We start from the raw sequence: 24,798 nt of genomic DNA, 5'->3' as shown, positions 1-24,798 counted from the left end.
ACTTTCCTCCACTATTCACCACTATTTTACATATTTTTGAGTTTGAATTAAATAAATTTTTTATTTTTTTTATATAAAAAAAGAAAGATTAAAAAGACAAAAAAATAATAAAAAATCATAAAGTAAAAAAAACATGAAAATAAAGGGCTTTTTTCAATTTTTTACTTTTTAAAATTTAATTTTTGACTAAATGAAAAAAACAAAAAAATAGTGGGGCTTTTTCCCACTATTCTTTATTAAATTCTTCAAAAGCTTGAGTTACATCATCGATTTTACCAAGAATAGTAATTAAATCTTGGTCTTTTAAAACTGTGAAACCATTAGGTAAAATAAATTCAGTTCCTCTTTTAATTAAAACTACTGAAATTCCTAATTCATTAAATTTAATATCTTTAATTGCTTTATCAACAAGTGAATTATTGGCCATGACTACTGTTCCCATAACAAAATCATCACCAATTTCTTGTAAATTTTTTGAATACTTCGTAAAGTTTGTATTAGTTGCTAAAAGAGCAGTTCTAATTCCAGCCTCATATTCAGGTTGCACAATTACATTTACTCCGATTTGTTCTAATACCAAAGCGTGTCTTTTGGTAGTTGCTCGAGCAATAACATTTTGAACTTTTAGTTCAAGTAAAGAAGCTACAATTTCAATATTATCTGAAAGAGCCACAACTACAGTATCCATTTCATCAACTTTTAGTGCTCTTAATGATTTAATATCAGCTGCATCAGCAATTGCAATTTTTTCTGCTACATCTGAAAATTTTTTTAAATTATCTTCATTTTTATCAATTAATAATAAGGATGCATTTGACTTGGCAAGTTGAGAAATAACAGCCGACCCAAAACGGCCAGCACCAATTACACAAATGTCTTGACTTTTCTTAGAACTTTTTTTTCGTTTCATGATAACTCCTTAAAGTTTGTACATGTCTTTCATAATTATAAATAATAATTAATTCTAAATAATATTTTTAATATTAAAATTAATTAATATGTATAGATGAAAAATTAAACATTGATTAAGAAATAATAAATTAACTTTATTTATTCATAAAGTTAGTCATTTTAAAAGAAAAAGTAACAAAATTCAATTAATTTTTCTTACTTATCTTTTAACAGTTGTTATTTCTTCAATTTTTTTAGCCAGTCCTCTAACACACACAACTAAGAATCCTGGTTGAATTTCTTATGTAGATTCACTTTTTACTTCAATTTCAGCCTTTAGTGATACAGGATTAGTTACCTTAGATACTTTTGACACTTGAAATATGTTTGGTCAAGTTATTATTGCTATTTTAATTTTCATTGGAGGAATTGGAATTTTTGCGTTGAAAATTTACATTTTACGTTGAATTTTCTTTAGAAAAAAAACTAATTTAAATCAATTAGAATTAGTTTCAGCTGAAAGAGGAGCTTCAAATAGTCGTGAAACAAGAGCGATAATTGTTGATTCAATTACAGTTTTATTAATTACTGCAATTATTGCGGGATTGGGTCTGTCTTTTTATTTCTATGTTGCTCCACCAAGAGTTTTAAATTCTTCTACATTGAATTTTGCACAACATCAAAATTTTTATGAAAATGAATTTGTTGGAAAATTTATTTCACCAGCAGGAAATTGAGCATTAAGTTTTAGATATGGCTTTTTTCACTCAATTAGTGCATTGAATAATGCCGGTTTTGATATTGTTGGTAATAATTCACTTTTTAGTTATTACCACAACATTGAATTACAAATTTTATTCTTAATCCTCTTAATTATAGGTGGATTAGGTTATCCAGTTATTCACGATATTTTAAATTATTTTAGATTTAAAATCAAGGGATACAAACGTAAATATCAATGACAATTAGTTACTAAAATTAGTACAACTACTTATCTTTTGACAACAATTATTGGATTTATAATCTTAGTTCTTTTTGAAACACAAAACAAAAGTTCTGGATTATTTTGAAATAATCAAAATAGTTTTTATGGTACTAAAGCAGAAAGAGTTTGATCATTACTTTTCATGAGCTTTTCATCTAGAAGTGCAGGTTTTGCTACTTTTCCAATTAAAGATCTTTCACCAGCCTCAATCATTATTTTAAGTATTATGATGTTTATTGGTGCCGGGCCTTCTTCAACTGGTGGTGGAATTCGAACAACTACAATGGCAATTATCATTATTGCTTTATTCTCAAGAATTTTAGGACGTCCGTCAGTTAGAGCTTTTAAAAGAAGAATTAGTGATAGCAGTGTAAGAAACAGTTTTACAGTTTTCTTGACAAGCGTGCTTTTAGTTCTTTTAATTACGTTAATAATTTCTTCATCTTCAACGAATTATAGTGGTAGTGCAGATGTTAATGTTTTCACCTTTGAACATTACATTTTTGAAACATCATCAGCCTTTGGAACTGCTGGTTTAACTTCCGGATTAACCGCAAAATTAAATACTGCAAGTAAAGTTACCATGGCTATTTTGATGTTTATTGGACAATTGGGAATTAGTTCAACAATTTTGATTTGAGGTCGAAAAAGAAATTATAACTATAGTTATGAATACATTACCCAAGATGTAGTTACAGGATAAAACTTTGCTCAAAAAGCAGAGTTTTTTTCTTCTAAAAACTAGATATTAATATTTAATACTTATAATAAAATTTGAATATTAATATAAATAAGGAGTAAAAATGTTAAAAGTAATTGAACATCCTTTAATTTCAGTCAAATTAACTAATATGCGTGATGAAAATGCAAACCATTCAATTTTTCGCAGAAATTTAAATGAAATTGCTTCTTTAATGGTTTATGAGGTTTTAAGAAACTATCAAACTAAAAGTAAAGAAGTAATTACACCAATTGGATTGAAATACAAGGGTTATGCTCTTGATAAAGAAATTGTGATTGTACCAATTTTAAGAGCTGGGTTAGGAATGTTAGAAGGGCTTTTAGAATTAGTGCCTGAGGCACGTGTTGGACATATTGGTTTAAATCGTAATGAAATTACACATTTACCTGAATCATACTATTACAAAATGCCTAACGTTGCAAAAGACAGCTATGTTTTTGTGGTTGATCCAATGTTAGCAACTGGTGGAAGTGCTGCGGATGCAATTGAAAAATTACATCAAGATGGTTTTACTAATGTGCAATTAGTTTGCCTTGTTGGTGCTCCTGAGGGAGTTAAACATGTAGAAGAAAGATTTGGTAAAGACAAAATTCAAATTTTTCTTGCTGCATTAGATGAAAGACTTAATGAACATAAGTACATTGAACCTGGATTAGGTGATGCAGGCGACAGAATTTATGGAACAAAATAGCATTTATCATAAAAAACCGATACTTTTAAAACTTGCTATTAGCGCACTTTTTTTAGCCATAGCTTTTGTATTAAATTTTTTTGGCAAATATCTTTTGTTTCCTTTTACGGCTTTTTTAAAGTTTGATTTTACAATTTTCATTATTGCCATTATTTTTACCTATATTGGTTGGCAATACGGTTTAATAGTCGCTTTAACTTTTTTTATTATTGCGCCAGCTTACAATGAATTTGGTTATTCAACATTATCAGTAGTAGGACATTTTGTTCTTTTCGTTACTCAAATAAGTTTTGCAAGTTTGTTTTTTCTTTTTAAAAAAATTGATTATAAATCAAGAATTTCTAGAAAACTTAAATTTAGATATTGAATCTATCCACTTGCAATAATTACTTTAACTACTTTACTTTTGATATTGCTTAATATTTTTGCAATTAATCCAGTTTATTTTCAATTTTTTGGAGATACGGAAATTAAAACATTTAAAGACTTAGCTGCTCCAAAAAAATGAGAAAGTTATAAAAATCTCTTCTTTGGAATTAATAATTACTATTTAGCATCTTTTGCACTCTATGGAGTTTTTAACTTTGTAAACTTATCATTAAATTACTTGTTTATAGTGCTATTAGAAAGAAAAAATAAAATAACACAAATTTTTAAAATTTTACATAACTAGAGAGGTAATCATGAATAAATATAATCCTTTAGAAATTGAATCAAAATGACAAAAGCATTGAGAAAATACAAAATATTTTGAACCAAAAAATGACTTTTTACTTCCAAAAAAATATATTTTAAGTATGTTTCCTTATCCAAGCGGAAATTTACATATGGGACACGTAAGAAATTACACATTAGGTGATGTTTTTGCTCGTTTTTATAGAAGAAAAGGATTTAATGTACTTCATCCTTTTGGATGAGATGCATTTGGTTTGCCAGCTGAAAATGCAGCAATTAAAAATAAAATTCATCCTAAAAAATGAACATATGAAAACATTGAAAAAATGAATCCTACTTTAAAACAACTAGGTATTTCTTTTGCTTGAGATAGACAAGTTATTACCGCAGATGAAAACTATACAAAGTATGATCAATACATTTTTCTTAAAATGTATGAAAAAGGATTGATTTATCGAAAAAATGCTTATTTAAATTGATGTGAAAAAGATCAAACAGTTTTAGCTAACGAACAAGTTGAAAATGGAAAATGTTGACGTTGTGGTGAACTAGTTGTTCAAAAAGAAATGCCACAATATTATTTGAAAATTACTGAATATGCAGAAGAGTTACAAAAAGATTTAGAATTATTAAAAAAACATTGACCAGAAAATGTTTTATTAATGCAAAAAAACTGAATAGACTATAAAAAAGGTTTTTTAGCAAAATTTAAAATTCAAAATAAAACTAAAAAATTTAATGACTTAGATGTTTTTGTACAAAATACAAATGAAGTTGAAAATTGTAATTTCTTAGCTATTAGTGGAATTCACCCTTTAATTAATCAATTAAAAGAAGAAAAAGTATTAAATGATAGTGATTTAAAAAGCATTGAAAATATTGTAAATAACGCTAAAAATAAAAATTTTGCAAATAAACTACATTTTCAACTACCAATTCAAGCAATTTTTAATCAAAATCTAAAAATAAATGTTTATGTTACAGATTTTGCATCAGCAGGACAAGTTGATAAAGTTATTTTGGTTGATGTAAACAAATTAAAAAGTTATAAAGAATTTGCAGAAATTAATAAAATTGAAATTATCAATAATGACTATAAAATAGATTTAAAAGATCTAAAAACTGCTAGTGAAATAAATTTACAAGATTGGGGAATTAGTAGACAAAGATATTGAGGTGCACCAATTCCAATGATTAATTGTTCATCATGTGGTAATGTGCCTGAAAAATTTGAGAATTTACCAATAACACTTCCACAAAATGTTGAATTTACTGGTCAAGGTAATCCTATTTTGACAGATAAAGAATGATTAAAGATCAAATGTCCATATTGTGGAAATTCCGCTACTAGAGAATCTGATACTATGGATACTTTCTTTCAATCAAGTTGATATTTTGCCCGTTACACAGTTCCAACCAATTTAAGAGAAAATAATTTATTTGAACCTAACGAATTAAAATACTGAAATTCAGTTGATCAATATATTGGTGGTGTAGAACATGCAATTTTGCATTTATTGTATTCAAGATTTTTTACAAAAGTTTTAGCTGATTTAAATATTTTTTCATTCAGAGAACCTTTTAACAATTTATTGACACAAGGAATGGTTTTAAAAGATGGTGCAAAGATGTCTAAATCTAAAGGTAATACAGTAAGTCCCGAGGAAATGCTAGCAAAATATGGAGCTGATACAATTAGACTTTTCATTATGTTCGCTGCTCCACCTGAAAAAGATTTAGAATGATTAGATTCTGGTATTGAAGGAAGTTTTAAATTTATTAAAAGACTTGTTGAAAAAGCAAACTTGTTAAAAAATAAATTTGACTATGCAAATTATTTAAAAAATTATGACTTTAGTAATTTAAATAGTGAAGAAAAAATGGCGAGAAGAAAACTTCACCAAAGTTATTTAAAGCAAGAAATAGTTTATGATGAACAAAATAATAATTTTGCTTTTAACACTATAATTGCTTGAAGTATGGAAGTTTTAAATGCTTATGATAATATTGAAAAAGAAGATTTAATAGCTGAAATGCTTTATGTTTTATTAAACATTCTAGAACCTTTTATTCCGCACGTTGCTTGAGAATTAAGTCAAAAATTTTTCAACTTAGATAATCTTTATCATTTCAACGCTGATAAAAATGCACTTGAAAATGATGAAATTAATTATCCAGTAACAATTAATGGAAAGGTCAAAGTTCAACTTACAATTAGTAAAGAAAAAAATGATAAAGAATATGTTCTTAAATTAGCCAAAGAAAAAGTTGCAAAATACTTAGAAGGCAAAACTATTGTAAAAGAAGTTTTTGTATTAGACAAAATTGTTAATTTTGTAATTAAATAATTTAATAAAAGTACATTTATTGTATTTTTATTATTTTTTAAAATAAATAAATTAGCATTTAACATATTAATCTGCTAAAAATTTAAATTTCATATATAATAAATACATATTAATATAATGTAAAATATTATTCATTAATAAGGAGAACATGATGAACGAAGAAGTTTTAAAAGAAAATAAACAAACTTTAACTAGCCCTTTTTTCCTTGATCTTTCAGATCCATTAAGTGTTGGTTGAGTTTTAAATGGTGAAGATACTCAATTATTTACCTTTCCGGTAATTAAAGAAGGAATTAGACAAAATTGAAATTTCTATTTAAAGTATCAAGATAAAAATATTGAAAAAGAACATGTTTTTATTGTTTATACAAACTTAGACAGAAAAAATGATTTAAGCGAAAATGAGTATTTGAATAAAAATAGCGATGTTTTGGTTTATGGAACTTTTGCGCAAATTTTAAAAGTTGATCATGATTCTGAACATCAAACTTTGACTTTCACTGTAAAAGGTTTATCAAAAGTTAAATATAGTGCTATGTTTGACGAAAATAATCAAGAAACAGCTGATTTAAGACAAGTAGCATGATTAAAGTATGAATTAATTGATGGAAACACAACTGAAAATTTAGTTCAAGAAGAAGATCTTGAATATCTTTCACATAATATTCAACTTTTAGATTATGTAATTACTTCTTTATCAGTAAAAGATCTTTATTCAAACATACTTGATGAATTATTGACCACAAGAAACATTGGAATTAGTAAAAGTCAGTGATTGAAAAAAATTAAGGCAGCTGTTTTAAAATTTCAGCAAACAGTTAATAAGGCTATTGGTGGTGAATATGATGAGAATTCTGAAGATGCACCTGATGAAGCAGATATTATTAATGCCTTTATGTTAAACGCGGTTCTTGGGAATTATGATAGATATATTGTTTTTTCACAAAAAGACATTGTGGCACAAACGGAATATCTTCTTGATTCAATTTCACAGTGACCAAAAATTTTACATTTAAACAAAGAAGATCTTGAATACATGAATAATATGGAATTTTACAAAAATATGGCAGAACAAGAGATTTCAGATAACGAAGATGACGACGATGATGAATTAATTGAATCTTTTGTTAGAGAAGAATCTGAAAAAAGAATAAAAGAAAATAAATCTAAAAAAGGTGAAGATAAAACCATGAGTAAACAACAAGAAAATAATAATAATGAACAAGATAAAAATAAAATTGATGCTTTGTTGGAACTTGAAATTCATGAAAAAATGAAAAAAAATCTTGATAAACAACAAAAAGATTTTATGTTAAGGGAAAAATTAAAAGCAATTAAAGAAACTTTAAATGACAATAATCCCGAAGCAAGTGATGATGACGAATTTCAAAAAATTTTAGATGATCCAAAAACTGCTCAACTTTATCCACAATCAGTTTTAAAACTAATTGCTTCAGAAAATGAACGTCTTAAAGCAATGATGCCAGGATCACCTGACGCTAATATTACACAAGTTTATATTAATACTTTGAAAAAAATGCCTTGAAGAAAAGTTGAAATTGAAACTTTAGATATTCAAAAAGCAAGAGAAATTTTAGACAAAAATCACTATGGTTTAAAAGAAGTTAAAGAAAGAATTGTTGAATATTTAGCTTTAATCATCAATCGGAAAAATTTAGCAAAATTAAACAAAGATACAGAAACTTTAATTCAAATTGATGATGAAACACAAGTTGATTTAGATTTATTTAAAGAATCAAAACAAACCAAAAAAATTCAAAAAGACTTTAATAATGTACCTATTTTAACTTTAGTAGGTCCTCCAGGAACTGGAAAGACTTCATTAGCTCGAGCTATTGCTGAAGCTTTAAATAAGAGCTATATCAAAATTAGTCTTGGTGGAGTACATGATGAAGCTGAAATTAGAGGGCATCGTAAAACTTATGTAGGCGCTATGCCAGGAAAAATTATTAAAGCTTTGCAAAAAGTTGGTGTGTCTAACCCATTAATATTGCTTGATGAAATTGATAAAATGTCTTCAGACATTAAGGGTGATCCTTCATCAGCAATGCTTGAAGTGCTTGATCCTGAACAAAATTCAAAATTCCAAGATAACTATTTAGAACATGAATATGATTTATCTAAAGTTATGTTTATTGCCACTGCCAACTACTATGAAAACATTCCAAAACCACTTTTAGATCGTGTAGAAATAATTGAATTAAGCAGTTATACAATTACAGAAAAAGTTAAAATTGCCAAAGAACACTTAGTTGCTGCAACTATTAAACAGGCAGGTTTAACAAAAGAACAATTCCAAGTTAAAGATGATGTAATTGAATACATTATCAAACATTACACAGCAGAAGCTGGAGTAAGGGGATTAAAAAGACTTTTTGACAAATTAGCACGTAAAATAGTTACAAAAATTGTTTCTGGTGAAACTATTAAAACTTTTAAAATCACAAAAGAAGTGGCAAGGGAATTCTTAGGTGTGCCAAAATTTACTGAAGATGAAAATGAGAAAAAACCACAAATTGGAGTGGTAAATGGTCTTGCTTATACATCAATTGGTGGAACATCACTACAAATTGAAGTAACAACATTTAAAGGTAAAAATAGTGGAATCAAACTTACAGGTTCATTAAAAGATGTTATGAAAGAATCAGCAAACATTGCTCTTACTTATGTTAGATCACATGCTGAAGAATTTGGCATAAAAGATTTCAATTTTGATGAACATGAAATTCATATTCACGTACCTGAAGGTGCAGTTCCAAAAGATGGACCAAGTGCCGGAGTAACCTTTACAACTGCTTTAATATCAGCATTAAGCAATAAACCAGTTTCACAAGATATAGCAATGACTGGTGAAATTACACTTAGGGGACGTGTTTTAGAAATTGGTGGACTAAAAGAAAAATCTTTTGCTGCCTTCAAAAAAGGTATTAAGAAAATTTTCATTCCATTAGCTAATAAGAAAAATTTAGTTGATATTCCAGAAGAAGTTAAAAATGCTTTGGAATTTGTTCCTGTAGCAGATTACAAAGAAATTTACAAAGAATTATTTAAATAAAAAATGCAAGAAATGTTCTTGCATTTTTTTAATATTCATTTTTTTCAAGTTTGCTAATAGTTTTAGCTACACCACCATTTCGATAGTCTTCTCCAATTAAATCACCATACGGTTTGATAGAATTGATGGCATTATTCATAATTACTAAATCAAAATTTTCTTCTTTAACACAAATATCATTGCCTGAATCACCTAAGTGTACTGCGTCTTTGACATCAATTTGTAATAGATCACAAATAAATTTATTCCCCACTCCTTTAGAACTTAACTTGTTAGTTATCTCTAAAGATAAACCCATTGAAACTAAATGTGTTCTTAGTTCTGGAAACTTTGTTTCAATTTCTTTTGCTAATTGTCTTGTGGCATCTTCACTAGGTAAGCCAAAAGCTAAAAAGCGATTAACAGTTTGTTCCAAATTTACTTTTGAATAAGGAGCTTTAGTAAATTTTTTTGCTCAAGGTCTATCTAATTTAACACTGTTCTCATCATTAGTATAAATAACTGGATCACCATTAAGTGTGTAATTTAAATTTTTTCTTTCTAAGAAATCTTTTAGTTGATAAGTAAGATCCTTTTCAATTATGTTAAATCTTAAAACATTGTTATTTACATCAACAATTACTGCTCCGTTTTGACAAATTACATACTTAGAATTAATTTTTTTTGCTAAATTCATAACAAAAGCTGAATTTGATCTTCCAGTTGAAATAATGAAATGTTTATTTTTATTTATTTCTTTTGCAATTTCTAAATTTTGTTCTGAAATTGGACTGAGTTCATTTTCATGTTGATCAATAAAAGTACCATCTAGATCAACAAAATAAGCTTTATAATTTTTTTTCATAAGTTTATTATAAGATTATATTTATGGAATCTATTATTGAAAATTTAAAAAATAAAATTAAAAAAGATCAAAAAAAATTAAAACTTTACAACTTTTGAGAAAGAATTTTAAGTATTTTAATCACTATTTTGAACATTGTAGTTATTTCTATTGCAATTTATACACTAACTTATCTATTTAAAATTAGAGAAACTAACAAAAGTGACAGTGTTTTTGTAATTATTTTTATTCTCGTGTTTTTCATGGTTAGTTCTTTCTTTTTAAACATATTTTTAGAAATTTATAAAACTAATAGTCGTTATAGAGAATATAAGAAAATTAAAAACACATTGTATTATTTAACAACAAAGTATAAAAGTAAATTAATTAGTGAAGATGACTTAGAACATTTTGCTGATCTTTTATGGACTAAAGCGACAACTAAGAAAAAAATTATTATTAAAGATATTATTATCGATCAATTAAAGAAAGGAAACTAATGAAGTTAAAATCAATTGAAGAATTTTATGAACAAAGCGTTAAAAAGATCAAAAATCAAATAATTATTTATGGAATTTTGTATTACACATTTAATGTCATTATTCTCTTATTAACTTTATTTACAGGTGTTATTGCCACAATTTTTTTAGCAGGTAATTCTACGCAATTGGATCCTAATCCTTATAAAACTTGATTAAATGAAAGTACTAATTACATTATCACAATCACAGTTGTTAACTCTTTAACTGCTTTAATTACTGGAATTTTATCTTTCTTTGTTGTAAATACTAAATATCAAGAAAAAATCGCCCAATTGAATAAATTAAAATTTGAAAAAATTGTGTTTTTGAATAAACAAGGACATTACAAAGATTTAGACAAGAATATTCAATTACACATTTTTTATAAAAGAATTTTATTGTTCTTAAATGTTGATCGTTTTAGACAAGAACATTTAATTGAATTGCAAATGAATTCATTAAAAGGAGAATAGAATGAAACAAAATGTAGTTGATAAAATTAACAAATTAGAAAAAAAAGTTAATTTTAAATATAAAAGAGGCCGTTACTTTTTCATTGCACTTAGTTTAATCAACATTTTTATTTCTGCGGCAATTATTATTTTGAATCTTTACTCAATACGATTTAATACATATGCAAAAGAAACAATGATCTTTTTTGTGGTTATTGCAATTATTTCAACAGTTATAACTTTTATTATTTCTGTAAAAACGTTTTTAAATATTACTGATAAAAGTAGTCAGATAAGTCAAAATATTGATAAAAATCAAGAAATATTAGAGACCTTAAAAGATAAAAATGAATTAAGTTCAGAAGATATTGAAGCAATTGTGCAAACTCTTTAAAAGAGCAAGACAATTGCCTTTTTTATTTTTACTGTCGCTTTTTTAACTATAAAAAAGTGTTTTTAATATAAAATATTAAAACAATAAAATTTATTTACAAACGATAATTAATGATTTATAGGTGCAAAAATGAATAATTTAGATAAATACATTGCTTCATATTTTCATAAAACAAGCAAAATTATTGAAACAATTAATCCAAACAACATAATAAAATTGCAATTTTTCCAAAGACAAGATGAAGCCATTTTAGGTGGAATGAACGAAGTTTTGGAACTTTTAAAAAATCATACAGACTTGTCAAAATATTCAATTAAATATTTACCGGAAGGAAGTAAAATAAGCGCTTTAGAAGTTGTTTTAGAACTAGAAGGTAGATATCAAGATTTCGGTAAATTTGAAGGCATGATTGATGGAATTTTAGCACGTTTTACTTCACTTGCAACTAATGCATATCGTTGCGTACAAGCCGCAAAAGGTAAACCAGTTATTTTTATGGGCGATCGTATGGATCATTATCTAATGCAAGAAAGAGATGGACAAGCTGTTAAATTAGGTGGAGTTGAAATTGTTTCAACTTTAGCACAAAATACAACTAAAAACATAAGTCCATTTGGATCAATTCCACATGCTTTAATTCAAAATTTTGATGGAGATTTAAAACAAGCCATGCTAGCATATCTTAAAGTTTTTCCAGAAGATAAAATTATTGCTCTTATTGATTATCACAATAATGTAATAAAACAAGCGCAAGAAGCATATGAAGTCTTGGGTGAAAAAATGTGAGGTGTTAGAATTGATACTTCAAAAAACATGAAGGATCATATGTTTGATAACTTAGAAGATTCCTCAGAATATTATGGTGTTAATCCACAACAAATAAAAAATCTTCGTAAAGCTTTAGATTCAATGGGTGCTAAGAATGTTAAAATTGTTGTATCTTCAGGTTTTAATAACGAAAAAATTTCTAAATTTGAAGAAACTAAAACTCCGGTAGATTTTTATGGAGTAGGACAAAGCATTTTTAAATTAATTTGCTCATTTTCTGCAGATGCAACTATGCTCAATGGTAAAGAACAAGCTAAAGAAGGTCGTGGTTATAGACCAAATAACAAATTAATTCTTTATAAGGGATAAAAATGACAATTTTTTATGCAATATTACTAAATTTAGCATTCTTCTTCTTAGGATATTTTTTCATAGGTTCGCTTAATACTTCAATTATCATAAGTCGCTTTTTTAAAGGTGATGACGTAAGAAAATATCACAGTAAAAATGCTGGAGCAACAAATACATTAAGAACTTTTGGTATTAATACGGCTTTAATTGTTTTTGTTATTGATTTTCTTAAAACCTTTTTAGCGGTAATTATTTTAGCTGCACTTATGAATGGTCCTTTGATTCAGTTAGGCTTAAAATACTACATTTCACCGCAAGTTATTGGATTCGGAACTATTGTTGGACACATTTTTCCATGTTGATTTAAATTTAAAGGTGGAAAAGGTATCGCTTGTTCAACAGGTTTATTATTAGGAACAAATTTAATTTTATTTATAATTGGTGTTAGTGTCTTTTTTATAGTCGTTTTAGTTAAAAGAATTGTTTCTCTAGCTTCTATTTCAACAGCTGCTGTTGTGGTTCCTTTTGCCTTTATTCCTTGAATGATACAAGGAAGCTTGGGTTCATGATTAAATTTTGTTATTTTGAATAATTCATTAACAACTTTATCGCCTTACTGATATGTAACTCCAATTATCATTTTACTTAGTGCAATTTTGGTAATTAGCATGCACCATTCAAACATTAAAAGATTACTTAATAAAACTGAAAAACCTTTAGGTAAAAAGAAATAAAAACATCTTTTAAACACGAAGATGTTTTTATTTTAAAATTTTAAAAAATCTTGATATTTTTTTAAATATTTTTGCATTTTATCATTCAAATTATCAATAACTTTTGCATGTTGAAGCAAAAGAGTTTTATCTGAATTTGAAATTTGATTATTAATAAATGTTAATTCACCTTTTTTATAGTCTCAAAAGAATTTTTTGGTGTCATAAAGTTTGTGCAAATTTGGAGGTAAATTTAAAAAATTATTAATATCATAAATTTCGCTTAGTTTATTATTTAAATTAAGTTTTTTTATTAAAAAATTTAATTTCTCTCTAAAAAAATCACTTTGATTTTTTAAATATTCATTCTTTAAAAAATCCAAAGTCTCTCTTTTAATTAAATAAACAGGATAAATATGTGCATTTTCAGTTTTCATAAATTTTTCTCATTGAAAAATTTGCACTATTTTTTTCAATTTGCTTCTTGCCTTGGTACATTCATTAGCAACATATTCCTCAATTTGAGAAAAATTATCTATTTTACTTTTAATAAGTTTTTTAAGTTCATTAAATTTTTTTCTTTCAATTGTATTTTTTAAGGATAAAACTTTTTCACTTTCAACAAATTCAAAAGTTGCTTTAATTGCAGAGTTATCATCTAAGGAATTAATAAATTCTTCAAATTCCATTGGTTTTTCACTTAAATAATTATCTAAATTTAATTGTTTTGTATTTACCATTTTTTTAATTTCTTTGGTCAATGATGTGTTTAAAATATCTATAAACATAATTAAATTATTTTCAATTTTTTTAATATTAGTTTTGATTTCAGAACTAAATGGTTGATGATAAGAACCTGCTGGATTATTGCCTTTTAATAAAGCACCAATATTTTTAATACTCCCAAAATATTCCTCTTTAAATCATTTATTTAAAATTTTTAGTTCATTTGAATTTAACACAATATTCTCTTTAGATGATCTTGTTTTTCTTGGTATTTGTTTATAGTTTAGCAGTTGTAAAAAAATATTTCTTTGTTCAAAGTTGTGGTTTTTATTTTTAAATCAATTTGGAGTAGAACATAAATCAAGAGTTGTATTTTCTAATAATTCTATATTTCAGTACAACAGTGATCCAAATTGTGAAAAGTAACAAGTTAAATTAGCTTTGAAAACATTTTTTGAATTTACTTTGGAATGAAGTTGGAAATTAAATTTTTGCAAATTTTCAAAAAGATCTACATTGAATTTCATTTTTAAATATATTCTCTAATTAACTTTTCAAAAATTGCTTCCAATACTTCAACACTAATTGAATTACCTGCCGTAAAAATCATTTTACTTTCAGTTATTAATTTGCTTTCTTTAACTATTTTTGCATCATTTAAGTCAAATCCCATGTAGAGATAACTCTCAATAGCATTCATTGCAAATAAATTATTATTATGAAAAAATTTTAATCGAGAATTGGCTCCGCTAGCAGTTAAAGTTGGCCCATAACCATCTATTTTATAAATATACGCTTCACTATTGAAAGAAGAATAATTTTCTAATTTTGATTTTTTGATTCCATTTTTAGTTTCATAAAATGGTTTAAAACTATATTTCTTTAATAAATAATTTAAATCTTTATGTTCATAATTCAAATTAATAATTTCAGTTAATTTTTTGTCTGTTTTATTTTGCTGGGGAAATTCAAATGTTTTATCACCCAAAATAGAAACCATGAAAACTCTTTCACGATTTTGTGATGATCCATAGTTACGAGAATTTATTATTTTTCATGCTGATTTATAACCTAATTTATTTAATGTTTCAATTCATGATTGAAAATCATTAATGAATTTATTGTTAGCGAGGGCTTTTACATTTTCAAGAATTAATACTTTCGGTAATCTATCTAAATTTACATTTAAAATTCTTTCAATTTCATAAAGTAAACCTGATCTTGTGTGTTTTGTTATTCCTTTTTGTTTTCCTTGCTGGCTTAAATCTTGACAAGGAAATGAATAGGTTAAAACATCTAATTGTTTAGGCAGGCGAGAATATTTACGTATATCTGTTCCGCTTGCTCTCTCTCTCTCTCTCTCTCAATTTATTTTTCAAAGAATATTTTTGGTAAAAATAATCATTGTTTACGTAAGCAAAAAGATAAGGAAAAATTTTTCTTAATTTATTTTCATGCATTCTTTTGAAATAATTTTTTGATATAACATTTTTAGAATTAGAGGAAAAATTTTGTTTATTTAACAAAGAAATCATTTGTTCTACAGAAAATTCAGTTTCTCTTTCCAAAGTTCCGTGATGCATAAGCATATATGCAACAATTGCATCGATATAAAAATCACAAGTTCCTAATGAGTTGGTTTTAATCTTTAATTTATTTTCTAGATTTTTAAAAGCTTTGTGCTGGGCCCCAATACCCGCAAACATCTCAAAAAAATTTATTGTCTTTTTCATAATTAGTTTATTTTAACGCGTTAAATAAAAAAAATACTCACACCCAAGTGAGTATTTAATAATATTAATTAATAAGAATTTTTATCACTTTCTAGATTTTCTAAAATTGAAACTGATCTTGATGTTCCAAATCTTGTAGCACCAGCTTGATACATTTGTATCAAATCATTTAAAGTTGAAATTCCACCTGCTGCTTTAATTGAAATTTTGTCCTGAGTAATTTTTTTCATAGTTTGAATATCTTCTAAAATTGCTCCACGAGTTGAAAAACCAGTTGATGTTTTAATGAATTCTGCACCTGAATTAACTACAATTTCTGTTACTTTTTCTAATTCTTCTTTAGTTAATAAAGCACATTCCACAATAACTTTTAGAATATGATTACCGCATGCTTTTTTTACTTCTTTAATATCGTTTAGAACATATTCATAATCTTTCTCTTTTAATTTACCAATATTAATAACCATATCAATTTCATCAGCACCTAATTTGATTGCTTCACTTGCTTCAAAAGCTTTAACTGCTGAAATTGATGCTCCAAGTGGAAAAACAACAACAGTTGTAATTCCCACTTGGCTATTAGCAAGTTTTTCTTTAGCATACTTAATTCATGAACTATTTAGACAAACAGTTTTAAAGTTGTATTTAAGTGCCTCATTCAATAATTTATCAATTTCTTTTTGTGTTGCTTCGGGCTTTAAGTAAGTGTGATCTATCATTCTATTGTAATTCTGCATTTTTCTCCTTATGCTAATTTAGCTAAAATTATTTTATTTTCAACTGGTTGATTATTAAATTTGTAAGCCTGTTTTAATTCTTCAACTAATGAAGGATCTATTTCTTTTGATGAAAATAAAGTAAACATAGTTTCACCAGGTTGTACAAGTTCATTTGTTTTTTTGTTTAACGTAATACCAGCTTCAAAATCAATTACATCTTGTTTTGTTGCTCTTCCGGCGCCTAATTTCATTGCGACTTTACCAAAAGTAAGTGAATCAAAAACATCTAGATAAGCACTTTTATCGCCATCGTATTTAATTTCAAGTTTATATTTTGGATTTCAAAAATCATTTTTTTCAAGTTCAGCAAAATTTCCGCCTTGTAATTCAATAAATTCTTTAAATTTGGCTTTTGCTTTACCGTTTTTAACTACTTCATCAACTTTCACTAGAGCTTCTTCATATGTTTGAGCTTTTTTAGCTTGTAGCATAATTGTTGCACATGAAGAATAAACTAATTCTTTGAAATCTTCAGGTCCATTGTTTTCTAAAGTCCTTAAAGCTTCTAAAACTTCGTTCTTATTACCAATTTCTCTACCAATAGGGCGATTCATGTTTGTAATTTCAGCTCTTACATCAACATTTAATTCTTTACCTATATTAATCATCGCAGTAGCTAATTCTTTAGCTTCTTCTAGATTTTTCATGAACGCACCATTTCCACATTTAACATCTAAAAGAATTGCATCAGCACCTGTTGCTAATTTTTTCGACATTATACTTGAAGCAATTAAATGAATTGATTGGACAGTTCCTGTAACATCTCTAAGAGCATAAAGTAATTTATCAGCAGGAACTAATTCATTACTTTGTCCCATAACTGCAATTTTGTGTTCTTTGACTTGTTTAATAAAATCTTCTTCACTTAATTCAACACTAAATCCAGTAATTGACTCAAGTTTGTCAATAGTACCACCTGTATGTCCTAAACCTCTGCCAGACATTTTTGCAACAGGAACATCTAAAGCAGCTAAAATTGGCGCAACAGCTAAAGTAGTTTTATCTCCAACTCCACCTGTAGAATGTTTATCAACTTTAATACCATCAATTGCGCTAAGATCAATAGTTTTACCTGAGTGCATCATTACCTTAGTAAAATAGGCTAATTCGTCATTTTTCATTCCATTAAAAACAACTGCCATCAAAAAGGCTGACATTTGGTAATCTGGAATTAAACCTTTGACATAGTTAGTAATAAAAAAATCAATTTCTTCTTTAGTTAAACTTTGATTAAAACGTTTTTTTTCTATTAAATCAACTGCACGCATTTTTTCCTTTTATGCTAATGATAAAGCTATTTTCATCATGTTGGTGAAAGCTTTTTGTCTCTCTTCAGGAGATGTTTCTTCATGGGTAATTATATTGTCACTAACCGTTAATAAACAAGCTGCTTTTTTACCTAAGGCTTCTGCATTGGTAAATAATGCAAAAGATTCCATTTCAACAGCGATAGCTTGTGATTTTTTAATTCTTTCTTCAAGTGGAATATTTGAATAGAAAATATCACTTGAATGAATTCTACCGATAGTTAAAGGAATGTTTAATTCTTTCGCTTTATTTTTAATTTCCTCATTTAATGATTGATCTGGTAAAGCAATTTGTTCATTTTTGCCTAACATTGCTTCTCTAAAAAAACCGTTGTCTGCATAAACAGAATCTGCTAAAAGTGTTTCGTAAAGTTTAACATCAGCTAAATAAGCACCTGTTGTTCCAATTCTAATTATTTTGTCAACATCATAAAATTTGAATAATTCATAACTGTAAATTCCAATAGATGGACAACCCATACCAGAACCAGCAACAGTTACCTTTTTACCATTATAGTAACCTGTATACATATACATGTTTCTCACTTCATTGACTAATTTATAGTCTTCTAAGTATGTTTCAGCAATGTATTTAGCTCTTAATGGGTCACCAGGCATAATTACTAACTTGGCAACATCTTCTTTTTTTGCATTAATATGTGGTGTCATTTTTCTCCTTAAAATAAAAATGTATAAATTGTTGTAATTAAATTATAAATTTAATTTTCATTTTTTAGCTTTTTTATAGGCTTTTACTTTAAAAATTTTTTAATAATTTTAAATTTTCAATCTTCAAAAGGTGCTTCTAAAAGAGGATTTGAAAATAATTTATTAACAAAAATACTCTTAGGATTGCTAAAAGTTTTGAAACTTTCGAATCCATGGTATCTTCCATAACCTGAATTTCCAACTCCACCAAAAGGTAAGTGATGATTAGTAAGTTGACTTAAAATATCATTAACAACAAAAGATCCAGAAGAAGTATTTTTAGCAACCAATTTTTGTATTTTTTTATTTTTGCTAAATAAATAAAGACTTAATGGTTTTTCTTTATGATTGATGTAATTTAAAACATCCTCTATATTTTCATATTCAATAACAGGTAAAAGCGGGGCAAAAATCTCTTCTTGCATAATGGAGTCATTTAATGAAGCAAGAAATGCTTTAGCTTCTACTTGGCAATTTGTTTTATCAAAAATTATTTCTTTAGGTGCTATTTTTTCAATTCTTTCTAAATGTTTTAAAGAAATAATTTTTGCTCTATCACTATGTTTAAGTTGTTTTTGTAAAAAGTTGTTAATTAAATTTAAGAAAAGATTTGCATCTTTTTTATGAACAAAAACATAATCAGGTCCAATACAAGTTTGGCCGTTACTTAATAATTTAGTTTGTGCAATTTTTTTAGCAACTAATTCAAAATTGATGTTTTGGTCTAAAATTACTGGACTTTTTCCGCCTAATTCCAAAACTAAAGGAGTAAGATTTTTTGCTGCTTTTTCTGCAACACTTTTTGCAATGTTTGAATTACCAGTAAAAAAGATTAAATCAAATTTTTGATCCAATAATCACAGAACTTCTTCCAAAGGTGTTTTAGATACAAAAATATACTCTGAATTCAAATTATCATTAATTAAATTAGCTAATAAATTGCTTGTTGTTTGACTAAATTCAGATGGTTTAATAATTACTCTATTCCCTGCGGCTAATGCACCAATAAGAGGAATAATTGATAAATAAAAAGGATAGTTTCAAGGGCTAATAATTAACACTTGACCCAAAGGTTCATAAATTATTCTTTGTTTAGCAGTAATAGTTAAAAAATTTCTTTTAACTTTTTTTGGTTTCATTCATTTTTTCAGTTTATTAATTGCTAAATTTAATTCTTTTAAAACTAATCCAATTTCTGTAAGATAACTTTCATATGCTGATTTGTTTAAGTCTATTTTAAGGGCATTTTGGATATTTTCTATATTATTTTCTATTAGACTTTTTAATTTAATTAAAAGTGAAATTCTTTCTTTAAAAGATAAAAGTTTATTTTTCTCGATCATTTTTCTTTGCAATTTATATACATTAGTTGTTTGCATATTTTGATTTTACTCCATTATTTAAATGTTTTATTTTGCTTTCGTTAATAAAAAAAGATTTCACAAAGGAAATCTTATGCTTCTGAATTATTTGCAAGTCTAGGATTTGGAAATAAAGTTGCAATAATTTCGTTAGATAAAGGAACTAAATTAGCTACATCTGTTAAGATAGTTTTTACTGATTCAATTTCTTTACGTAATGATTGAGCAAAAGTATTCAATAAATTGTAATTAAAAGCAATTAAAGTTTCATATTTTGAAAATACTAAATTAATTTTATTTTTGAACTCTCTAAGTTCTTTTTGTTGACCTTGATCACTTTCTTTTGTAATAGCATCATTAATAGCTTGTAAAAGAGAATTTTTGTTTTCTTTATACAAATTATTGTATTCATCTTTATTTAAAGTTCTAATTATTTTAGCCATTTCAAAAGACATATTGCCTAAGGCATGTGAGTGTGCATGATTGTTATTTTCTTGATGATCATCATCTTCATCATGAAGATCATAAACAACAAAATTTGAGTCTGTCTCTTCATTTCATTGTGAATTAGCTAAATTGGCCATTAAATTTGCAACTTTAGCATAATCGCTTTTAATATTTGCTTGTCATTTAAAATTTTCGACTACTTTGCCTGATTTTTCTATATCTCTTAAGATTCCTAACATTCTGCTTCCAAAACTAGTGTTAGATGATTCGGTAAAATTTTTAAATTGAAGTGAATCATTAGCCAATTGAGAAAGAAGATCAAGAACAAAGGAATTAATACTTTTCAAATAATTATGAAAAGTTCCATCGGCTTTAAAAAATTCATTTTGGTTTAATGTTTGTGATCTTGAATCAGTTAAAAGTTCTTCATACTTTTGAAGTAAATCAAAGTCCTTTGTTGAATCAATTCCACTACCTAGAATTTTTTGTCCATAAATTTTTTCACTATCTAAAACAGACAAAAGAATATTTTTTAACAAAGTTAATACATTTGAATTGTTAGAATTGTCATATTGCTCAAAAATTACTTTATTTTCAACTGAATCATATGAATAATTAATTTTTAAATTTTCTAATTTAGTTTGGTACTCTTTTAATTTATTAATCAAAAGAACATTTTTATTTTTATTGCTTGTATCATCACTGGATTGTGTACAACTTGCTGCTAAAACACTTAGTGTTAAGGGAGCAGACAAAGTTAGAAAAAAGGTTTTTATTTTTTTCATATTTAAACTTTCTAAAACATAATTTTATTTCAATATTTCTTATAGCGTTTAAATTATACAGAAATACAAAAAAATAAAATATCGAACTAAAAAAAAGAAAATTTTAATTTTTTTTAAAAAAATAGTGAAAATTTTCATACTTTTAATTAAAAATAAAAAAAGATTTAGAAAATATAAAAATTTTCTTTTGCATTTCTATTTTAATATTAAAATAATTATGCAATTTGAAAAAATTGCCAAGTTAAAAGACTTGTCAAATCTTTTATTCTTTATTTTTTATAAAAGTTATTATTTTGTTTATATTTTATTTTCGAAAATTGATTAGATATTTCTAATTCATTTAATTAATTTTTATTATTCATTATTTAACTCTTTTCTTTATTTTTTATTTTTATATATCAATATAATAATAAATACTATTTGCCTTCTTGGCAATTAACTAAATAATAATAATCCCGAAGACGATGTCTTCGGGTATTTTTTTAATTTCTTGCATTCTTTTTTTATTCTTAATTTAAAATAAGAACATAATTAATCTTGATAGGAGAGAAAATGAAGCAAAACAATTCACAAAATTTCTCGATCAAAGAAAAAATCAATCGCCTTGTAGAACAAATCAATCAGTGAAACAAGGAATATTTTCTTGACAATAATCCCAGTGTTTCAGACTTAATTTATGATCAAACACTTTTAGAATTAGAGCAGTTAGAAAATACCTATCCAGAATTTATTTCGCCGCTTTCCCCAACACAAAATGTCGGTGGGTTTATTGATAACAAATTTACTAAAGTCGAACATAAGTATCCAATGCTTTCATTAAACAAAGCCTATTCTTATGATGAAATACTAAAATTTATTTCAAATTTAGAAAAAATAGTGCCTTTAGAACAAATTCAATTTAGTTTAGAACCAAAAATTGATGGTTTATCAGTTGCATTACATTACCAAAATGGATATTTAGTTCAAGCTTTGACACGTGGTGATGGTAGTGTGGGCGAAGATATTACTGAAAATGTTAAAACAATTATTTCAATTCCAAAAGTTATTGATTTAGTTGATAAAATTGAAATTCGAGGAGAAGTTTTTTTAGCTAAAGAAAAATTTGAAGCAATTAATACAGATTTAAAAAATAAAGGTGAAAAAGAATTTGCCAATCCAAGAAATGCAGCAAGCGGAACTTTAAGACAATTAAATGCGCAAATTGTTAAAGATAGAGAATTAAGTGCATACTTATATGAAATAGTAGAACCTGAAAATTACAATTTAACTACTCAATACGGAGTTATTAATTATTTAAAAAAACTTAATTTTCCAACTAATGAATTAAGTAAAGTTGTTGATGTTGAAGAATTAGAAGATGAAATTGAAAATTTTGCTGAAATTAAAAACAAATTGCCATATGATGCTGACGGCTTAGTTATTAAGTTAAATAATTTAACTTATTGATCAAAATTAGGTAAAACTGCAAAATTTCCAAAACACTCAATAGCTTTTAAGTATGAAGTTGAACAAGCACAAAGCAAAATTTTGGCAATTAGTCCTACAGTGGGAAGAACAGGAAAAATTACCTATGTGGCGGCTTTAGAACCTGTTGAACTAAATCAAACAACAGTAAGAAATGCCACATTACATAATTACAATTTCATCAAAAGCTTAAATATTGATATAGGTGATGAAGTTAATATTATTAAAGCGGGTGAAATTATTCCCAAAATTATTTCAACAGTTAATTTAAAAAATCATACTAACTATGAAAAAGTTTTAACTTGTCCTTCATGTAATTCAATCTTAGTTGAATATGAAGACAATGTTGATCAGTTTTGCACTAATAAACTTTGTAAAGAAATAGTGATTAATTCTCTTTATCATTTTGCTTCTCGTAAGTCTTTAAATATAGTTGGTTTAGGATTAAACACTATTAAAGATTTATATGAAATTAATCTTTTAAAAACTATTGGAGACATTTTTGAATTAGAAAAACATGTCGAAATTATGAAAAACTTACCACGTTATGCAGAATTAAAAGTAAGCAATTTAATTACTAATATTAATAAATCTAAAATAACTCCTTTTTATAAAGTGCTTTTTGCTATTGGCATCAAACACTTAGGCGAAAGAGCAGCGAAATTATTTTCACAAGAATATAATAATTTTGGAGAAATGTTAGTGGATCCTTTACTAACTAAAATGCAAAATATTCCTAATATTGGACCTAAAATTTTAGAATCAGTTTCTGAATATTTACAAGATACAACAAATCACCAACTACTCTATAAATTAGACAAATTAATGACTTATGAAATTGCAAAAAAAATTCAAATTAGTTCACTTTTAAATAATTTAAATTTTGTTATCACTGGTAAATTAACAAATTCAAGAAACTATTATGTTGACTTAATTGAAAAACATGGCGGCAAAATTCTCTCATCCGTCAATAAAAAAACAAATTATTTGATTGCTGGTGAAGATGCTGGTTCAAAACTAACAAAAGCTCAAGAGTTAGAAGTAAAAATAATCAATGAAGAAGAATTTAACCAATTGTTAAATTCACTAGGAGAAAAATAATGAAACAACTTTTTATAATGGCTAATTGAAAAGCGAATAAAACTTTTCAAGAAACAATGGCATTTGTTGACGAATTAGGCCAATTAATGCACAAAATGGTCAAAAATGATCCAGAAAAAATAAATGTTTTAGAACATAATCTTTATTCAATTGCGGCACCTTTAACTAATCTTTCTGCCTTGATGATTATGCTCTATAAAAACATGCAAAAAAGAAAAGAATTTTATAATTTAGAAATTGCATCACAGGACGTTTCTGAATTTGATCAAGGACCTTTCACGGGGGATTCACCAGCTTTTATGCTTGCTGCTTTAAAAACTAAGTATGTGATTATTGGTCACTCTGAAAGAAGAAGATTTCATCGTGAAAATGAAATAATTGTAAATTCTAAAGCAAAAAAAGTTTTAGAACAAAATATGACGCCAGTAATTTGCGTTGGTGAAAGTTTAGAAGAATATAATGAAAACCGCACCAAAGAAGTTATTGAAGAACAATTAAAGACATCCTTAAAAGATTTAGATTATTCAAAAATAATCATTTCTTATGAACCAATTTGAGCAATTGGAAATAAAGCAGCAACACCAAAAGAAGCAAATGAAATTTGTCAAATTATTCGACAATATACTAACAATCAATGCAAAGTTCTCTATGGTGGTAGTGTTAATAAAAGTAATATTCATGAATTGGGTTCACAACCTAACATTGATGGATTTTTAGTTGGCGGCGCTTCACTTAAAGCTGAAAGTTTTCTTGATTTAATTACTACACAAATTGATTAAAACTAATTAAAATTTAATGAAAATAAAAGTCAGATTCTGATTTTTATTTTTTTACTTTTCAAAGTTTTTTAATGAGAACTTTCAAAAGTAAAAAAAGCTTTCAATATATATATATATATATATATAATTTCTATATATAATTACTATTTTAAAACTTATAGAAAATACTAATTATTTA

At 26.2% G+C, this 24,798-nt stretch carries 22 protein-coding genes; 12 read left to right on the top strand and 10 right to left on the bottom strand.

The window, feature by feature from the left end; genetic code table 4:
- Nucleotides 1-226 precede the first annotated feature (226 nt).
- Nucleotides 227-910 carry a potassium channel family protein gene (locus EXC37_RS01835; protein ID WP_006608661.1) on the bottom strand — a complete coding sequence of 228 codons (684 nt, stop codon included), beginning with the start codon at nucleotides 908-910 and terminating at the stop codon, nucleotides 227-229.
- Between the two features lie 88 nt (nucleotides 911-998).
- Between EXC37_RS01835 and EXC37_RS01830 the strand changes: the two genes are divergently transcribed.
- The 5 genes from EXC37_RS01830 to lon all read left to right on the top strand — a co-directional run bounded on the left by EXC37_RS01830 (nucleotide 999) and on the right by lon (nucleotide 9,408).
- Nucleotides 999-2,579: a potassium transporter TrkG gene (locus tag EXC37_RS01830; protein WP_029891756.1), complete on the top strand. Its 1,581-nt coding sequence runs from the start codon at nucleotides 999-1,001 to the stop codon at nucleotides 2,577-2,579.
- 100 nt (nucleotides 2,580-2,679) lie between these two features.
- Entirely contained in the window at nucleotides 2,680-3,309 is a 630-nt protein-coding gene (upp, locus tag EXC37_RS01825; protein WP_006608659.1) for a uracil phosphoribosyltransferase, read from the top strand.
- The gene (locus tag EXC37_RS01820) at nucleotides 3,278-3,982 is read left to right on the top strand and encodes an MPN527 family putative ECF transporter permease subunit (protein WP_129693839.1); all 705 of its coding nucleotides are present in this window, start codon (nucleotides 3,278-3,280) and stop codon (nucleotides 3,980-3,982) included. The genes upp and EXC37_RS01820 overlap by 32 nt, the downstream gene beginning before the upstream one ends.
- A 10-nt stretch (nucleotides 3,983-3,992) precedes the next feature.
- Entirely contained in the window at nucleotides 3,993-6,332 is a 2,340-nt protein-coding gene (locus tag EXC37_RS01815; RefSeq protein ID WP_029891754.1) for a class I tRNA ligase family protein, read from the top strand.
- Nucleotides 6,333-6,483: 151 nt separating this feature from the next.
- Nucleotides 6,484-9,408: an endopeptidase La gene (gene lon, locus EXC37_RS01810; protein WP_029891753.1), complete on the top strand. Its 2,925-nt coding sequence runs from the start codon at nucleotides 6,484-6,486 to the stop codon at nucleotides 9,406-9,408.
- Between the two features lie 28 nt (nucleotides 9,409-9,436).
- Here lon and EXC37_RS01805 read toward each other — a convergent pair whose 3' ends face one another.
- The gene (locus EXC37_RS01805) at nucleotides 9,437-10,252 is read right to left on the bottom strand and encodes an HAD-IIB family hydrolase (protein ID WP_029891752.1); all 816 of its coding nucleotides are present in this window, start codon (nucleotides 10,250-10,252) and stop codon (nucleotides 9,437-9,439) included.
- 23 nt (nucleotides 10,253-10,275) lie between these two features.
- On the opposite strand from EXC37_RS01805, the gene EXC37_RS01800 reads away from it, so the two are divergent.
- From EXC37_RS01800 to plsY, 5 genes are all read left to right on the top strand, one after another.
- The gene (locus EXC37_RS01800; RefSeq protein WP_029891751.1) at nucleotides 10,276-10,731 is read left to right on the top strand and encodes a hypothetical protein; all 456 of its coding nucleotides are present in this window, start codon (nucleotides 10,276-10,278) and stop codon (nucleotides 10,729-10,731) included.
- Nucleotides 10,731-11,225, top strand: coding sequence for a DUF4231 domain-containing protein (locus EXC37_RS01795; protein WP_029891750.1), 495 nt, complete (start codon nucleotides 10,731-10,733; stop codon nucleotides 11,223-11,225). Before EXC37_RS01800 ends, EXC37_RS01795 begins: the two co-directional genes overlap by 1 nt.
- A gap of 1 nt (nucleotide 11,226) precedes the next feature.
- The gene (locus tag EXC37_RS01790; protein WP_006608652.1) at nucleotides 11,227-11,598 is read left to right on the top strand and encodes a hypothetical protein; all 372 of its coding nucleotides are present in this window, start codon (nucleotides 11,227-11,229) and stop codon (nucleotides 11,596-11,598) included.
- A gap of 129 nt (nucleotides 11,599-11,727) precedes the next feature.
- Nucleotides 11,728-12,735 (top strand): nicotinate phosphoribosyltransferase, encoded by a 1,008-nt coding sequence (locus EXC37_RS01785; protein WP_029891749.1) that lies wholly within the window; start codon nucleotides 11,728-11,730, stop codon nucleotides 12,733-12,735.
- Nucleotides 12,736-12,737: 2 nt separating this feature from the next.
- Nucleotides 12,738-13,451 carry a glycerol-3-phosphate 1-O-acyltransferase PlsY gene (gene plsY / locus EXC37_RS01780; RefSeq protein WP_029891748.1) on the top strand — a complete coding sequence of 238 codons (714 nt, stop codon included), beginning with the start codon at nucleotides 12,738-12,740 and terminating at the stop codon, nucleotides 13,449-13,451.
- A 32-nt stretch (nucleotides 13,452-13,483) separates the two neighbouring features.
- Here plsY and EXC37_RS01775 read toward each other — a convergent pair whose 3' ends face one another.
- The 8 genes from EXC37_RS01775 to EXC37_RS01740 form a co-directional block, all read right to left on the bottom strand.
- On the bottom strand, nucleotides 13,484-14,683 hold the full coding sequence (locus tag EXC37_RS01775) for an MAG4270 family putative restriction endonuclease (protein WP_029891747.1): 1,200 nt from the start codon (nucleotides 14,681-14,683) through the stop codon (nucleotides 13,484-13,486).
- A 2-nt stretch (nucleotides 14,684-14,685) separates the two neighbouring features.
- Nucleotides 14,686-15,561, bottom strand: coding sequence for a DNA (cytosine-5-)-methyltransferase (gene dcm / locus EXC37_RS01770; protein ID WP_081840309.1), 876 nt, complete (start codon nucleotides 15,559-15,561; stop codon nucleotides 14,686-14,688).
- A complete protein-coding gene (dcm_N, locus tag EXC37_RS01765) occupies nucleotides 15,479-15,889 on the bottom strand; it encodes a DNA (cytosine-5-)-methyltransferase N-terminal subunit (protein WP_051660697.1) in 411 nt (136 codons plus the stop codon). The genes dcm and dcm_N overlap by 83 nt, the downstream gene beginning before the upstream one ends.
- Before the next feature lie 68 nt (nucleotides 15,890-15,957).
- The gene (gene deoC, locus EXC37_RS01760) at nucleotides 15,958-16,626 is read right to left on the bottom strand and encodes a deoxyribose-phosphate aldolase (RefSeq protein ID WP_129693838.1); all 669 of its coding nucleotides are present in this window, start codon (nucleotides 16,624-16,626) and stop codon (nucleotides 15,958-15,960) included.
- A gap of 8 nt (nucleotides 16,627-16,634) precedes the next feature.
- Entirely contained in the window at nucleotides 16,635-17,936 is a 1,302-nt protein-coding gene (locus EXC37_RS01755; RefSeq protein WP_029891743.1) for a pyrimidine-nucleoside phosphorylase, read from the bottom strand.
- 9 nt (nucleotides 17,937-17,945) lie between these two features.
- On the bottom strand, nucleotides 17,946-18,644 hold the full coding sequence (gene deoD / locus EXC37_RS01750; protein ID WP_006608644.1) for a purine-nucleoside phosphorylase: 699 nt from the start codon (nucleotides 18,642-18,644) through the stop codon (nucleotides 17,946-17,948).
- Between the two features lie 83 nt (nucleotides 18,645-18,727).
- On the bottom strand, nucleotides 18,728-20,062 hold the full coding sequence (locus EXC37_RS01745; RefSeq protein ID WP_029891742.1) for an aldehyde dehydrogenase family protein: 1,335 nt from the start codon (nucleotides 20,060-20,062) through the stop codon (nucleotides 18,728-18,730).
- Between the two features lie 74 nt (nucleotides 20,063-20,136).
- Nucleotides 20,137-21,276: an MAG5150 family histidine triad lipoprotein gene (locus EXC37_RS01740; protein ID WP_029891741.1), complete on the bottom strand. Its 1,140-nt coding sequence runs from the start codon at nucleotides 21,274-21,276 to the stop codon at nucleotides 20,137-20,139.
- Between the two features lie 552 nt (nucleotides 21,277-21,828).
- On the opposite strand from EXC37_RS01740, the gene ligA reads away from it, so the two are divergent.
- Together ligA and tpiA are read left to right on the top strand one after the other, a co-directional pair.
- Nucleotides 21,829-23,841, top strand: coding sequence for an NAD-dependent DNA ligase LigA (gene ligA / locus EXC37_RS01735; protein ID WP_029891740.1), 2,013 nt, complete (start codon nucleotides 21,829-21,831; stop codon nucleotides 23,839-23,841).
- The gene (tpiA, locus tag EXC37_RS01730) at nucleotides 23,841-24,620 is read left to right on the top strand and encodes a triose-phosphate isomerase (RefSeq protein ID WP_029891739.1); all 780 of its coding nucleotides are present in this window, start codon (nucleotides 23,841-23,843) and stop codon (nucleotides 24,618-24,620) included. The genes ligA and tpiA overlap by 1 nt, the downstream gene beginning before the upstream one ends.
- Nucleotides 24,621-24,798: the final 178 nt, after the last annotated feature.

The organism is Mycoplasmopsis columbina (assembly GCF_900660685.1).
In the GTDB taxonomy this organism is placed as follows: domain Bacteria; phylum Bacillota_I; class Bacilli_A; order Mycoplasmatales; family Metamycoplasmataceae; genus Mycoplasmopsis; species Mycoplasmopsis columbina.
The sequence above is the reverse complement of the archived record's forward strand: the minus strand, read 5'-3'. Positions and strand labels throughout refer to the sequence as shown.